At 27.7% G+C, this 15,971-nt stretch carries 11 protein-coding genes and 3 CRISPR repeat arrays (2 of these 14 cut by a window edge); of the genes, 3 read left to right on the top strand and 8 right to left on the bottom strand.

What is annotated here, in order from left to right; translation table 11 throughout:
- Window positions 1-1,931: direct repeats of the CRISPR family, unit length 30 nt; unit sequence ATTTAAATACATCCCATGTTAATGTTCAAC (it extends 1,364 nt beyond the left edge of the window).
- A 192-nt stretch (window positions 1,932-2,123) separates the two neighbouring features.
- From cas2 to cas6, 8 genes are read right to left on the bottom strand one after another with little or no spacing between them, the layout of a single operon-like run.
- Window positions 2,124-2,414 carry a CRISPR-associated endonuclease Cas2 gene (gene cas2, locus C1715_RS06135; RefSeq protein ID WP_102399698.1) on the bottom strand — a complete coding sequence of 97 codons (291 nt, stop codon included), beginning with the start codon at window positions 2,412-2,414 and terminating at the stop codon, window positions 2,124-2,126.
- Window positions 2,414-3,412 (bottom strand): type I-B CRISPR-associated endonuclease Cas1b, encoded by a 999-nt coding sequence (cas1b, locus tag C1715_RS06130; RefSeq protein ID WP_102399697.1) that lies wholly within the window; start codon window positions 3,410-3,412, stop codon window positions 2,414-2,416. Before cas1b ends, cas2 begins: the two co-directional genes overlap by 1 nt.
- 9 nt (window positions 3,413-3,421) lie before the next feature.
- Complete coding sequence (cas4, locus tag C1715_RS06125; RefSeq protein ID WP_102399696.1) at window positions 3,422-3,913, bottom strand: CRISPR-associated protein Cas4; 492 nt, start codon at window positions 3,911-3,913, stop codon at window positions 3,422-3,424.
- Window positions 3,914-3,954: 41 nt separating this feature from the next.
- Entirely contained in the window at window positions 3,955-6,609 is a 2,655-nt protein-coding gene (locus tag C1715_RS06120) for a CRISPR-associated helicase/endonuclease Cas3 (RefSeq protein ID WP_102399695.1), read from the bottom strand.
- Between the two features lie 41 nt (window positions 6,610-6,650).
- Window positions 6,651-7,409: a type I-B CRISPR-associated protein Cas5b gene (gene cas5b / locus C1715_RS06115; protein ID WP_102399694.1), complete on the bottom strand. Its 759-nt coding sequence runs from the start codon at window positions 7,407-7,409 to the stop codon at window positions 6,651-6,653.
- 2 nt (window positions 7,410-7,411) lie between these two features.
- Window positions 7,412-8,374, bottom strand: a complete 963-nt coding sequence (locus tag C1715_RS06110; protein ID WP_102399693.1) for a type I CRISPR-associated protein Cas7 — start codon at window positions 8,372-8,374, stop codon at window positions 7,412-7,414.
- Entirely contained in the window at window positions 8,367-10,115 is a 1,749-nt protein-coding gene (cas8b, locus tag C1715_RS06105; RefSeq protein WP_242971902.1) for a type I-B CRISPR-associated protein Cas8b/Csh1, read from the bottom strand. The genes C1715_RS06110 and cas8b overlap by 8 nt, the downstream gene beginning before the upstream one ends.
- Before the next feature lie 12 nt (window positions 10,116-10,127).
- Window positions 10,128-10,820: a CRISPR-associated endoribonuclease Cas6 gene (gene cas6 / locus C1715_RS06100; protein WP_102399692.1), complete on the bottom strand. Its 693-nt coding sequence runs from the start codon at window positions 10,818-10,820 to the stop codon at window positions 10,128-10,130.
- 309 nt (window positions 10,821-11,129) lie between these two features.
- A CRISPR array of direct repeats spans window positions 11,130-11,744; the repeat unit is 30 nt; unit sequence ATTTAAATACATCTTATGTTAATGTTCAAC.
- Window positions 11,745-12,005: 261 nt separating this feature from the next.
- Here cas6 and C1715_RS06095 point away from each other — a divergent pair.
- From C1715_RS06095 to C1715_RS06085, 3 genes are all read left to right on the top strand, one after another.
- On the top strand, window positions 12,006-12,581 hold the full coding sequence (locus C1715_RS06095) for a DUF6431 domain-containing protein (protein WP_102398653.1): 576 nt from the start codon (window positions 12,006-12,008) through the stop codon (window positions 12,579-12,581).
- A gap of 107 nt (window positions 12,582-12,688) precedes the next feature.
- Window positions 12,689-13,948, top strand: a complete 1,260-nt coding sequence (locus C1715_RS06090; RefSeq protein ID WP_102398654.1) for a DDE-type integrase/transposase/recombinase — start codon at window positions 12,689-12,691, stop codon at window positions 13,946-13,948.
- Window positions 13,941-14,744: an ExeA family protein gene (locus tag C1715_RS06085; RefSeq protein WP_102398655.1), complete on the top strand. Its 804-nt coding sequence runs from the start codon at window positions 13,941-13,943 to the stop codon at window positions 14,742-14,744. Before C1715_RS06090 ends, C1715_RS06085 begins: the two co-directional genes overlap by 8 nt.
- Before the next feature lie 192 nt (window positions 14,745-14,936).
- A CRISPR array of direct repeats spans window positions 14,937-15,971; the repeat unit is 30 nt; unit sequence ATTTAAATACATCTTATGTTAATGTTCAAC (it continues 6,003 nt past the right edge of the window).

Raw genomic sequence — 15,971 nt, 5'->3', positions numbered from 1 at the left:
TCCTAACAATTTAAATACATCCCATGTTAATGTTCAACCTAAATCTCCATCAAACCTTGATACCGTCAGTTTCCATTTAAATACATCCCATGTTAATGTTCAACTAAATGCTTTTCTACCGCATCTACATTCACATCCGGATTTAAATACATCCCATGTTAATGTTCAACCTAGTTCCTTTACATAGAGGACATACATCAGAAGTATTTAAATACATCCCATGTTAATGTTCAACTTCTTCCTCTAACCTTGCAAGTTCTTCTGCTACATCATTTAAATACATCCCATGTTAATGTTCAACACATTTGTTTATTTAAGATTTTTAATATTCTACCTATTTAAATACATCCCATGTTAATGTTCAACATATAGGAGAAATATGTACTTACAAAATTAGTTTATTTAAATACATCCCATGTTAATGTTCAACGATTTAATGCATGCCCAAAATGAAAAAGTTGTTAAATTTAAATACATCCCATGTTAATGTTCAACTTATCTGGGTGCTGATAACTTATGTTTTTATTTGATTTAAATACATCCCATGTTAATGTTCAACTATTTTACAGCTTAGTCAATATACCTATCTTTTATATTTAAATACATCCCATGTTAATGTTCAACTTTTAATGTTTTGTTCAAGTTTTGTAATTACACATATTTAAATACATCCCATGTTAATGTTCAACTGTGATTGCGATAATGGAATAATTATAGAAGGTGCATTTAAATACATCCCATGTTAATGTTCAACATGGAAAAATACCCTAATATATTTGTTGGAAATAGATTTAAATACATCCCATGTTAATGTTCAACTATCCCTCCTAAATTAACTGTATTTGATAAACAATTATTTAAATACATCCCATGTTAATGTTCAACGTTAAAACTTTTAATTGATCCTTTGCTCCTTTTAACATTTAAATACATCCCATGTTAATGTTCAACAGATTAAGAAGTGTTAAAAATTACTTTATAAAGCAATTTAAATACATCCCATGTTAATGTTCAACTTCTCAATTACATGGTATATAATGTAATTGAGAAGGATTTAAATACATCCCATGTTAATGTTCAACTATTTTCAATACCAGCCATCATGTTTTTCATCATGTATTTAAATACATCCCATGTTAATGTTCAACTTTCCTTCCCAATTAATAATAGATTCTCCTTGTATTTAAATACATCCCATGTTAATGTTCAACCTTCTGTTTTACCAGTTAAACTAAATACTTTTCCTATTTAAATACATCCCATGTTAATGTTCAACCTAATGCAGTTAATAAGCATATTGTATATTCTGTAGATTTAAATACATCCCATGTTAATGTTCAACTCCATTCTGCATATTCTTTTGAATTTCTCTCTTCTATTTAAATACATCCCATGTTAATGTTCAACGTGCATGCGTATGTTTTGGTATATCGACTTTATGCGTAATTTAAATACATCCCATGTTAATGTTCAACGTAATTAGAGCCAACTTTTAAATTAATAGGTTGTTATTTAAATACATCCCATGTTAATGTTCAACAATATTGGTTTAAATATAAGCTTCGAGGACTACAAATTTAAATACATCCCATGTTAATGTTCAACGGATTATACAGTAAATCGCGAAAACGCGAAAAACTCATTTAAATACATCCCATGTTAATGTTCAACCACCGCCTTCCGGTGCCTCTCCTGTCTCTTCTTCTATTTAAATACATCCCATGTTAATGTTCAACTTGATATAAAAGTTAATGGTAGCAATATTACTGGATTTAAATACATCCCATGTTAATGTTCAACATGCAAAAGAAACTCTTAATACTGCTATAGATGCAAATTTAAATACATCCCATGTTAATGTTCAACTCAAAAGAACTCAATGTAAAAAGAATAAGATTTCAATTTAAATACATCCCATGTTAATGTTCAACCACAGCAAACAAGCCATTTCTAATTTCTATAATATACTCAAACCTGCCTAAAATCAATGGTTAAATCAATTTAGTACCAAGCATAATGTGAAATTATAAAGTTTGTTATGAATAGGCCCTTACCTATTGAAAATAGGCAGATTATAAAAATTTTATATAAATATAGGTTGGTAAAAATGTTTTAAATTATAATTATATTATTAAATCCTCACCTGTACTATTTTGGTTAATACCTAGTATCTCTTCTCCATAAACATTATTATTCATTAGTTTTATTATACATATAAAATCCTCATTTTCATCTATAACTTTATTCAATTCTTTTTTCAATAAAATAAGATTGGCGGGAGTTAATTCTCCTCTAAAAACAGATTTCTGAAAATGAGCTAGATATTTTTTACATATTTTAAACACCTTATTTACTCTTTTCTCATTAACATCATAAAAAAGAAACGCATAATTAAAATTAAGTTTTTTACTCATTACATTTTCTCCTTTAAACTAAAAGGTTTAAATTCTTTATTCTCCAATATAAATTTAATAAGTTTGTAGCAATCTAACTTTATAGCAGTTCTATAGGTTACTTTTCTTTTAAGCTTTGGATGTATAAATACGCTTTCCAATCTCTCCTCAAAAGCAGTTATAAATATCTTTCTGCCCTCTTCGTTTAATAAGCAATAATTAAGTTTCTTATCAAAATGCTTGGACACTTGTAATTTTCTATTGTTAACTAGGTCAAATATAGTTTTAAAAACCACTACCGGTTTAAAAACTTCACTCATATCTAAACTAAGAGAAAATCTACCTTCTGATGGTTCATGCAGAAAACTTATTCTTTGATCTAAATGAGTATTATATATGGCTGTTATAGTTTTTCCATATAATAATGTATTTCCAAAGGATATAAGTGCATTTATAGGATTATCCGGTGGTCTCTTAACCCTCTTATTCATAATGAAATCTTCTGGAAGTATATATTTAAACTCACTATAAAATCTCTGCCAGATTTCTCCCTCCACCTGCATTATTTGATTAATATCAATTGCCTTATCTAAATTCACTGGCATATCATTTTTTATCCAATCCAAAGTTTCCTTAACTTCCTTCTTATCATGCTTGTAATAGTGATACAATATTTCATATATATTCTCGGTAATACCCGAAACTATAGCCTTCGCTATTACCAATCTTTTATCTCTGTATGCTTCTACCTGTTTAACTAACATTTTTCCGCTATTATAATGTTTCCTTGGATAAAAAGTACCGCTATATCCTTCATAATAGTTAAAGAAATGCATAACTACATTATTCCTAGATAAAAAATCTAAAAGCTTTGTATTTATACTTACTTCCGAAAGGCAATAAATTTCTTTTGTATTTTCAATAGGTATGTATACATTTCTATTGTTTTTTCTAAAACATATGGAATTATCCTTTCTTGTTAATTCCCCCATGGATGTTATATATCTAGTACTCCCCATATCTTCCTCCTATATATAGCAATATTCAAAATATGCACATTTTTTACATCTAGGTTCATTTATAACCTCTGGTGCTTTTTCTTCTAGTAGCAAACTCTCTATATCCTTAATTATTTTTTCTAACTCTAATAAATTTTTATCATCTAGCTCAACAATAACTGTATTTTTACTTTTATTCTTTTCTACAAACTCTAGTCTTCCTTTTCTCTCAATGCCTTTTTCCTTTAATACCTTAAGATATAAAAGCACTTGCCATTTAGCAGCTTCTATATCTGCATCGGATTTTTTTACTTCTGTTAAATAGTCTTTGGTAAGTCTATCAATTTTTACATTGTCGATACTTATTTCTGTTTGCTTATTTTTTTCACTTTTAACTTCATGAATGGCTTTTCCTATTTTTACATCTTGACTATTATCTTCTAGGTTAATTCTATTTCCATGAAGCCAGCATTGTCTTTTGCAATGAAAATAATAATTAATTAATGTGCCATTTACTCTCATATTTCCTCCCTCCATGATCTTTTATTTTTTAACATTATCACTTATATAAAATCCCCTATACCCTTATTAAAATTTTCTCTGTCAAACTTACCTTCTACAAAATATTTATCTCCATCTTCAATATAATACATATCTCCAATTCTATCTTCATAAGAAAAATCATTTTTACTTACCTTATATATAAAGTAACTTAGTTTTGATGTCACCATGGATAATTTAACTTTCTTTTCTGCATAATCTAAACTATTATTTTTTAATAAATCAATATATTCTTTCCAGATCACTTTTCCATCTAAAATCTCATCTTTCTCAGTTTGAAGCTCATCTTCACCGTCTAGGCACTCATATTCCCGTTCTATTATCCTGCTTAAAAATACACTATATTCATAACGTTGATCTATAAGTTTCATTCTTTCTTCAATTTCCTTAAAATTTAACCTATTTACACATTCATTAATAAATTTATTAAAATTTTTATCATTTAGTTCACCTGCATGCTTATTTAATTCCTTTAACACATAGTCATAAAAGCATGAAAAATTTTTATTAACAAGTATTTCTCTTATATTCTCACGTGTTAAATTTAAATTTTTCTCCTTTCTAATATCATTTTTATATATATTAGATGCAGAATCCAAATCAAAAAAGTATACTTTTCCCCCTTGTTTCTTATTACAAGAACGGTTAATTCTACCCAAAAACTGTTCTTCTGAGTCTAGCATAGATATATCTTTATATCCTATATCCATATCTATGTCTACCCCTGCCTCTATAACTTGAGTAGCTACTAAAATAATATTTTTATTTCTTTTAACCTTGTCTATAATCTTATTTCTCTCTATGCTGTTGTCATCTCCTGTAATTAACTCAACCTGTCTCTTTTCAACATCCGTACAATTACTATAATGTTCTTGTAATTTTTTAAAAAAACTTAGCGCTGTATTCTTTTTTATAAATTCGATCAATATATTGTCCTGCCCTTTTTGAGCCTCATTAATAACATGTTTAAATAATTCATCAAAAACATTTTCTTTCAATTCCAACAAAGAAAAATCCGGAATTACCCTATTTTTAAATATTGCATTGCTAAAATATTTTTCTCTATTTCCTATTAAGTTTACTGTGTATATTTCACCATCTACAAGCTTATTCAAATTTGGCAATGTAGCAGACATTATTATAAATTTTATGTTCAAAAGCTGAGAATAATATTTTAAAAATGTTATTATTTCCTTCCATATGCTGTTTTTATAACTTTGTATTTCATCTAAAATAACAATGCTATTTGTCATCTGAGCTAGTGGAAATAAGTTATTCTTTGATGAGCCAAATAAATAATTAAATACACTTACATGAGTTGTCAACACTATTGGATAATGTAAAAACTGTCTGTCTAGTAAGGAAGTCTCATAACCTTTATCCAAAACATCGCTATACTCATTTTTGTCTATATTTTCTTTATGCTTTTCCTTGATTTTTATTGGAACTACTGAATTTATTACTGCTATCTCATTCATAAGACTAGTATTATCAAATGTTTTCTGAAGTGTCTTTATATTTTGTTCGATTAGAGTGTTGAATGGGTATACATAGAATATCTTATTTATAGCTTGAAATTTTTCTACCATTTTAAAACTTAAATTAAAGGCCACATTGCTTTTTCCACTTCCAGTAGGCGCCTCCAAATAAAATATGTTTCTGTCTATGTTTTTTAACATATTCTTTTCTGCATCAAGAAATAATTCATCTCTTAATATATTAATATCTTTTATACCGCTAAAGTCTTCTATTTTTCCATAGGATTCCTTTTCGTATTTTCTTATGCTTTTATAAATTTTTGTATCCTTAAAAGCTCCATAAAACTTTTCTATATCTTTTATTTCTCCAAAATCATTTATTTCCTTTCCATTTTTAAAACTAGAAGTAGCATAATAATCACAAGCTAATAATATAGAGCTTAGAAACCTTTCGTAAATATAAAAACATATAGAAACACATTTATTCTCTTCTTCCTTATCTCTTAAAACCTCTTCAACTTTATCAAAAATTCTCTTTAGTAATTTATTTTTTTCATTAAACACTATTTTTTCTGCATAAATCTTATTATATATAGAAAATTGTTCTTCACATAATTTCTTGCCTTCTCCATCAATATCTAAAAATTTTTCTCTAAACTTATCAAAACTATCTAAATCCCCGTGATGCTTTGATATTATGTATGCATTTAACAACATGAACACTCTTAAAATCTTGTTTTCACTTTTAACCTTATGTTTCTTTATTTTAGTAAAATAATGATTTAAATATATTAATGAAGAAAGCATTGAGTGATTTGAATTATTAAATTGTAAGCCCTCATAATCTTTAAAAGCCATATTTTTCATCCTATTATATTGAAAATTACAATTTATTTTTCCTAAATCATGCATATAAATAGTATTCATTAACATTTCTCTAAATAAGTCCCTACCTTCGTCACTAAATCCTTTAATTAGAGCATTTTCAAAATTAATAAATACATTGTCTAACTGCTTACTTTCAACTATTTTATTTAAGTATTTTAATGATAATTCTATATGTTCCTTTAATGTTTCTTTTCTAGTATCCTTTTCATCATCACAAATATGAGCATATATTTTATCACTATTAACTATGAAATCTTCTAAATGAAATTTTTCTATGCCCTTAAAGTACATTTTATCCTCCTTTAGAAAATAGGAGGGTTTCCCCTCCAGAATTAAAAGAAATATATTACCTTGGCATCGCATTTATATATTAAAGTTTCCTTCAAACACATTAGCTTTGAATTAGTATAAACAAAAGTTTCTAAATCATATTTATTTGTCTTTTCTTCTAAAGCTATTGGGAGTCTCTCTTCATATTTATATATCTGAATATACTCGCTATCACTATCTATATCATCAATGTCATCTTCAACTTTAACCATCTTAAAATCATTCTTTATAAATACACTGTGTATTTCGTCTATATTATTTACTTTTTCAATATCCCTAAGCATCTCTACATTGCTTATATTAGCTACATGATCATTTTTACCTAAATATGGTATATATTTAAACCTTGAATTTAATATTCTGTCTGCCAATTCTTCTTCCATTTTTCCTTGAATAAGAATATATATATCCCACTTAGGTTCTTCTAGCCACTGCTCTTTAACTATAAGGTTTCCACCCTTCTCTTTAGAAGCGTAGCCTACTGAATTATTAAATACTTGAATCTTTTTAGAAATATATCCATTGCTATTTTTAGGAACTATTCCCACCTTTATATCTTTAAGTTTCTCATAAAATTCGGGATATACCATTTCCTTTTGAAATTCCTGCTGATTATATCCGCCATAACCATTTATGGCACCCAATATACCTAATAAAGCCACCTTATGGATGCTTCCATAGGTAAAATAATAATAGGTATTAACATCTGGCTTTTTGAAAAAAGCTGTTTTACCACTTAAAGTAAATTTTAAAACATTCATATTTATGCCTCTTCTTGTTTAGTAAAAATATTAAACTTTTTAGCTTTTTCTATACTATGTTCAATAACCGTAGTATATGGATTATAATATATCTCTACATTATGAATTCTATCTTTTAGTTCATTAATTAACTCATTGCATTTAATTATTATCTTATTCTTTTCTTGGCTTTTTTGAAAATCCACATATTGAGATAAATCCGGTAAATATAAATCTTCTACTGTTTCTACAAATAATGCAAATTCATTTTCACATCCTATTTTGGCATTGGTACTAAATGAAGTAGCTGCTACCATTGCCGCTTCTTTAAATTTTTTATAATCCTCTTCTGTATAACCTTCTGTCACTTCAATTTCCTTGAATTGATCATATGCAGATGGATTTATAGCAAAAGGATAGAAGTAATGTGCTTCATTACTAACTATTTTAGTTCCCAATGTAGACGATTTCGCTTCTTCTTTTTCTTCATTCTTTTTCTTTCCATCCTTATCTGATGCATCTCTAAATGGTGAAAGTATTTGTTGCTCCTCTGCATTGGTTTCATCATATTTATTAAATCCTTGACCAATCTGCACTGCTCCAGTTATAGAAATATTATTTCCCTCTTCTGCAAAGGTAGCTCCAAAATTTTTAACGTCAGTGGCACTAAATAAATTAGTTAACACTGCCTTACTATCCTTATCCTTTTTTAAATCTTCTACATTAAAAATATATTCATATCTTTCTTTCAAAGATCTTGGTAAAAGTTCTGTTTCTCCCTTTTTATTTTTTTGTAACTTTATAGACTTAATATATAGAACCTTTTCCCCTTGTTGTTCCCACATTTTCTTTATAGGATATTTAAATGCCTTATCACTACCAAAAACATCTCCAGAAGAAGTAGTCTTTGGATATCCCGTAAAATCAGCATTCCAGTTGCTCATACGTGAAGCTATACCTAAAATTCCATACACCCTTTTATTCATTGACTTTATCCTCCTTATCACTATTAATATTATCCTTATCCGCTTTTTCATAAATTAAATTGCTATGCAGATACCCTGCTATAATCAAATCTTCTTCAACTTTGCCCTCTGGCATATAAGATGAAACCATAGCAAATAAATTTCTAAACCTTCTATTTCCAGTATTTATAGTATAGTTATATTTCTTATACAACTTTTTTAATTCATCTTTAATCCTTTCATCAGTCTTAGCATTAATAATTGGATTAGCTAAAGAATGAACCTTATTCTTGCTCTTACTTAAAGAAATAAAGTAATTAGCTAATTGACCAACTGCAAAATAATATTCTCTATCATTCTCTATAGATGATGTTTTCTCTTCGTTTAGCTTTTTCCTTAGTAAGTCTTTAACGTCTTTTAAAATATCAGCCATGTTATGCCCTCCTTCAAAATAATTTTTAAGTGCGCATCTTAAATTAAACTGATCACTTGCTTTTAGTAAATATCCATTGTTTATATTACCTTTAATTAAATCTAAGCTACTTTGATTTAATACTTTCCACACATTATTGCCATTTCCCTTATAGAACCACGTAAATAAAGCTGTTCTTGCCATTAACAGATTTCTTTTTAAACTATTGTCATTTATGTTTAAATCCTTTGCATCAGTAAAATAGTTTGTGGTCAAAAATTTACTAAAGAATACTTCATTTATAATATTTCTCAAGCTTTTTAAGCTATTTATCGAAGTATACTCAATCTTTGATTTCTCTATATTTAAGACATTTACTAATTTCAATGGCTTTATCTTTGCCTTATAAATCCCTATAGTATCAAAATCATGAATTTCTACTTCCTTACCTTTTTTTATTCTTAAATAATAGCCGCTAAAATCATCCTTTAGCATTTCATCATTACTAAAGGTTTTAATTTCTTCGTCATCTATATAAATATTGGTTTTACCTGCTGAAACTTGGTTCATTAAATAATCAAAAAATTTCTTTTGCATTAAAACTTCTTCTTTGGATAATAAATAAGGTACTTTTGTTTTTCTACTTTTGTTTTCTAGATATGGTTTTTTAGAGTTTAAACCCATGTTGTCATTAGGTAAACCATAGATTTGTCCATTTACAGTCATATTATAATCGTTACTGTTGTATATATTGGTTAATACGTATTTTTCGCTCTCTTTAATATATTCATCCCAATCATACTTAAAAAAAATTTTTAAATACGATTTATCCTTGCTATCCTTTTCCACTAACTTATATATGTTGTTCTTTACCCATTCTTCAATCTTATCTATCCTTCTACCATAAGCTTTACCATGTTTTTTCTCAATTTCTTCATAAAGCTTTTTTGCTTTAGGTTTACTATACTTACTCAATGGATTTCTTAATGTATCATAGTACTTTTTTATAATTTCATCAGTTATTTTTCCATTATGAACATTTTCCTTTTTTACAAAAAAGGTCATATAATTATTGCTGTGTATATTTTTATCACTTAAAGCCTTATTGGAATCTAAATATTTACTCATATAATCCGCCCTACATATAAAATCAAAATATGGGTTGGTTCTATCTACTTCTCTTGTTTTCTTATCTATTTTAATAATGACCTTATCCAATATTTCAAACTTATCTTCATTAGGCTGAACTATTATATATTCTCCATCTGCAGGAATATACGAGCCGGTTATAAATTTGTCACCATGCATTTTGTATTGTTTTTCAAAAGTTTTTATAACATCAGATAACACGCTCTCACCTCCTTATAGATATCTATAATTAATAAAACCATGTCCCCTAGCATTCATTTCTCCTATTCCTGTTCCTAATGCCAAGTATGCTAATGTCTGCGCAGTTTCATTTTCTGCAATAGTTATGGTTATTTTGTCACCTAATACATGTATTTTTTTATATTTGCATGAAATAGGCTTTTTATTATCAAATTTCATCACATGAAAAAACTCAAAATCTTCTTCTAATTTCTTATTGAAAAATGCATTATACTTTTTAATAAGGTTCTCCTTAATCCTTTTTTCAAATTCATCTAAGGATAAGTTCCCCTTCCAGTATCCATTGTCTGTCTTCATTATCATTGGTGTTAAAGAATAAATTCTTTCAATATATCTTTTGTTTATATACCTACATTCTACCGTTAATACTTTTATAGAATCTGTGTATTCGTTTACAAGATTGGTTTTAAAAAATTGTACCAACTTTTCATCTATAGTTCGTATTTTTATAGAGTATATATTCCCTTCCTTGTAAATTTTATCTTTTTCTAACGGAAAGAAGGAATTAAAAGTATAATTCTTGAACTTATTACTATTATGAAAATTTAAGAATTCTTCTTCTTTGGCCAAAGATTTATCTATAAGCTCTGATATTTTTTCTAAAGCTTCTGTACTATGAATATTTCTTAGAAGAAAAACTTTAAATATCATTTCATAAACTCTCATTTTTTCACCTCCTATTTCCAATTATAATACTAAATTCTGAATTGTCAATAAATTATTATAATCTTTATTAATGATGTTTTTTTACGTAAAATAAATAAACTAAAAAGTTTAGTTTATTTACTACATTTAATGTTACGGTTACAAATTGGAAATAATTATAATCTTAATTAAATTTAAATGCATAGAATGCTATGGTTACTTGTTATAAATAGTACCACGTTTTAATTATATAGTAAAAATATTTTTATTTCTTACTCGTTAATGATTTTACTTCACTTACTCTATAATGTCTATTCCCTAAATAATTTTATTTAAGCACATCTCATGTTAAGGTTCTAAATAACTTAAAGAAGATACTCCACCAAAATAAGGATATTTAAATACATCTTATGTTAATGTTCAACTATGTGGTCTTATAAAGTAGATGGTGAGCAGGGAAATTTAAATACATCTTATGTTAATGTTCAACGCATTTCTCGCTTCATTACAAATTCCTTGTTGCAATTTAAATACATCTTATGTTAATGTTCAACTAACTTATCTACTCCACCATCATCATCCACTTTAAATTTAAATACATCTTATGTTAATGTTCAACTACAATTTCTTTTACTATTATCTCTTTAGTTTCTTATTTAAATACATCTTATGTTAATGTTCAACTAACACTGCAGTTGCTATGGTCACGGAGTGGAAAGGATTTAAATACATCTTATGTTAATGTTCAACGGCATATTAAAATGTTCAAAATGTGGTTCTCCTAATTTAAATACATCTTATGTTAATGTTCAACTAGAATTAGATAAGGTTAGAAATTTCCGTTATGGAAATTTAAATACATCTTATGTTAATGTTCAACTTTTTTCTTAGAGCTAATTCTTTTTTAGTTCTATGATTTAAATACATCTTATGTTAATGTTCAACTGTAGTGCGTCAAAATATAGCTTTTGAAAACTGCATTTCTAAGTCAAATTATAACTATAACTCCAATAACTATCCAGTAATTAAATGCATTTTAAATAATCATATTATTGCTAAATAAAACCTCCTAATGACTTGACATCATTTGGAGGTTATTTTAAGCTTATTATAAAAACTAGAGAAAGGAAAGGGAAGAACCCCAAGCCGTGCAAAGCGAAGGTTCTTCCCTAAAAATAAGAGCGTAAGCTCTTACAACCTATTATTATGATAAGATTATTTTCACAACTATGCAAGTGTTTTAAACAAATTTCTTTTGAAAATGAGATAAATATTTTTGAAGAGTATATGAAAACGGTTAATTCAGAGGCTTTGGTATGTCCATTCTGCGGATCTAAACACGATCTATCCCTATTTGCCTCTTATAAACGCCATCTTGTGACTTATGATAATAATGAAGTTCACGATAATATAATAACTATCAATAGATATATTTGCCCGTCATGCGGACATACTCATGCTATCCTACCTTCGGTAATTGTGCCCTACATGTCATTTAGCTTTAAATTTACTGTGTCTATTATTCATGATTATCTTGTACATAAATTTACCTCTGTAGAAGCTATGTGTGAACATTACTGTATAGCAATATCTACATTCTATCGAATTTTAAATAAATTCAAAGAACATAAACAACTATGGCTTGGACTTTTACAAGACAGGCTTATTTCTAACTTAAGTTTTATACAACGTGTTATAAATAGTACCTTTATTGAAATTGAAACCTTTATAACAAACTTTTTTAATAGAAATGGATTATCCTTTTTTCAAGGAACATCATAATTAAGCTATAGCTATATGCTTTTAATTTTATTTTATATATACCACTCAATACGATAATGGATATTATAATTTCTCCATGATAGCATTTTTATAGAGGTGATGTTGAAATGAATAACAAAGAAATGATTGAAATAGCTTCTATTAGACTAGCCCTAATAGCTCCAGCTATAAATAACACTTATACCGAAAGCTCCAAAATTGCTTATTATAGGCGTGTTGCAACTACTCCTGTAAAATTACCTAACGGTAAGTCAGTTTTGTATAGTCCTGGAACACTATCTAATTGGGAATCAGATTATAATAGGTTTGGTTTTGAGGCCCTTCTACCGAAGACGCGTAGCGACATAGGTAAAACCAGAAAATTAAATGATGTAGCCATAGAACAGATATATATTCTAAAAAATACATTTCCTAAAATTAATGCTACTCTTATATATCATAAACTTATCGAAGATGGCCTTATCAATGAAAAAAGCATATCCTTATCTACAGTTCAAAGATTTATAAAAAATAATGATCTTAAATCTGCTAGATGCATAAATATGAAAGATCGAAAAGCCTTTGAAGAAGAGTTTGCAACTGGTATGTACCAAGGTGATACATGTTATGGCCCGTATATTACTGAAAATGGCATACGTAAAAGAACATATCTAATTATGCTAATTGATGACAAATCAAGGCTTATCGTTGGCGGAAGATTTTTTTACAATGATAACTCTTATAATTTTCAAAAGGTACTTAAAGAATCTATTGCTAGATACGGCATACCTAATAAACTTTATTTGGACAACGGTTCTCCTTATAAAAATGAACAATTAAGTCTTATCTGTGGATCCCTTGGAATAGTAGAACTGCACACCATGGTAAGGGATGGAGCATCCAAAGGAAAAGTAGAAAGAAACTTTAGAACATTAAAAAGTAGATGGCTAAACGCTCTAGATACAGAATCTATATCTTCCTTAGCGGAGCTAAACGATGAGCTATTCGCATATATAAACAAGCATAATGTAACAGTACATTCAGCTACATCACAACGTCCTATCGATAGATATAAAAGCGATTTAGCTCATGTTAAAGTAGCTGCTGATAGTGAGTGGTTGGATAATTGCTTTATGAATCGCATACAACGAAGAGTTAATAATGACTCAACAATAAGCATTGATAAAATATCCTATGATGTACCTATGCAATTTATAGGACAAAAAATTGAAATAAGATATTTACCTGATGATATGGATAATGCATATGTATATTATGAAAATGTTAAATACAGTATTAGAAAAACAAATAAGGTTGAAAATGGTAAAACTAAGCGTAAGAATGCATTTACTATAAATTATTCAAAGGATGGTTTTAAAAATGTTTAAACAATTTTATGGTATGACAATGAATCCATTTGAAAAAGGTATAAAAGAAAAAGATGCCTATATGTCAAATGATCTAAAAGAGATGATATCAAGACTTGAGTATCTTAATGAAGCTAGGGGAATCGGCTTATTTACAGCTTCTCCTGGCAGTGGAAAAACCTTTGCCTTAAGATGCTTTACTAAAAAAGTAAACCCTAATTTGACAAAAGTTATATATCTTTGCTTTACTACTGTAACTACTACTGAGTTCTATAGACAATTTTGCATCTCCTTAGGAATTGAACCTTCCTCTCGTAAATCTGATATGTTTAAGAGTATAAAAGATTATATGGAAAGTATGAGTACAGATAAACGTGTGCACTATATATTAGTTTGGGATGAAGCACAATACCTAAACAATGATATTTTAAAGGATTTAAAGCTACTTATGAACTTCTCCATGGATTCAAAGGACTGTTTTTCTTTAGTTTTGATAGGACAACCTGTGTTAAATAATATCTTAGAAAAACAGATACATGAGGCATTAAAGCAAAGAATTATAATAAATTATAATTTTGGAGGACTTTCTGAACTTGAAGCTTTAGAATATATTAATTCTAGATTATCATTAGCAGGGGCTTCGCCAGAAATATTTGATAACAATGCTGTTTTGGCTGCATATAGAAGTTGTGCTGGCTCTATAAGACGCTTAAATATGATATTAACTAAAGCTTTAATAATAGGTGCGCAGCACGAAAAAAACGTAATCGATACTGATATAATAATGGCTGCCGCCAATGAAATATCATTGCATTAAAATCACAAGGAGCGCTAGCTCCTTTTTCTTTTAGGTGCAAAATGATTTTTCATTAAAAATAAAGTGATTTTGTAGAAATAATTTGACGTAAATTGTACAATAATTATAGAAATAAACTGACGTTTAAATTAGGAGAAATTTGACGTTTAACATTCAACTAAAAATGAATGATATTAAAGAGATAACAGTAAGATTTAAATACATCTTATGTTAATGTTCAACCTTATTAGTTGCAAATGCCTCTGCAATAAAAGGTAATTTAAATACATCTTATGTTAATGTTCAACACAACTTGACCTATAATTTGTGTTCCTTTGGCTAATATTTAAATACATCTTATGTTAATGTTCAACGATTAATGATAAAGGGGTTCTCTTTAAAGGGAACGTATTTAAATACATCTTATGTTAATGTTCAACGGAAAATATTCAACAGGAAATATTGGAAAGAATAGATTTAAATACATCTTATGTTAATGTTCAACTTATTTTTTTACAGTAAGATATAAATTCATCTTTTGATTTAAATACATCTTATGTTAATGTTCAACTCAATAGGTTTATGCATATAAAAAATAATTAGAGGAATTTAAATACATCTTATGTTAATGTTCAACACTGAACTTTATTTAGAAGATGGTAAAACAGTAGCATTTAAATACATCTTATGTTAATGTTCAACTGATATGCTAAAGGAAATAAAGGAAGACAATGTTATATTTAAATACATCTTATGTTAATGTTCAACTAACACTGCAGTTGCTATGGTCACGGAGTGGAAAGGATTTAAATACATCTTATGTTAATGTTCAACGGCATATTAAAATGTTCAAAATGTGGTTCTCCTAATTTAAATACATCTTATGTTAATGTTCAACTAGAATTAGATAAGGTTAGAAATTTCCGTTATGGAAATTTAAATACATCTTATGTTAATGTTCAACTTTTTTCTTAGAGCTAATTCTTTTTTAGTTCTATGATTTAAATACATCTTATGTTAATGTTCAACGGCTTTTATGCAAATAAGGATCGTTGGGAAGATACATTTAAATACATCTTATGTTAATGTTCAACTTGAATATATCAAAAACTTATCGACTTTCAAAGAAAAATTTAAATACATCTTATGTTAATGTTCAACAGTCGTGCGACTTATCTTTTGTTGTTGGTTCGGTATTTAAATACATCTTATGTTAATGTTCAACTACACCCAATAAAGAAACTATTA

Origin of the sequence: Haloimpatiens massiliensis (assembly GCF_900184255.1) — a bacterium.
Lineage (GTDB): Bacteria > Bacillota > Clostridia > Clostridiales > Clostridiaceae > Haloimpatiens > Haloimpatiens massiliensis.
The sequence above is the reverse complement of the archived record's forward strand: the minus strand, read 5'-3'. Positions and strand labels throughout refer to the sequence as shown.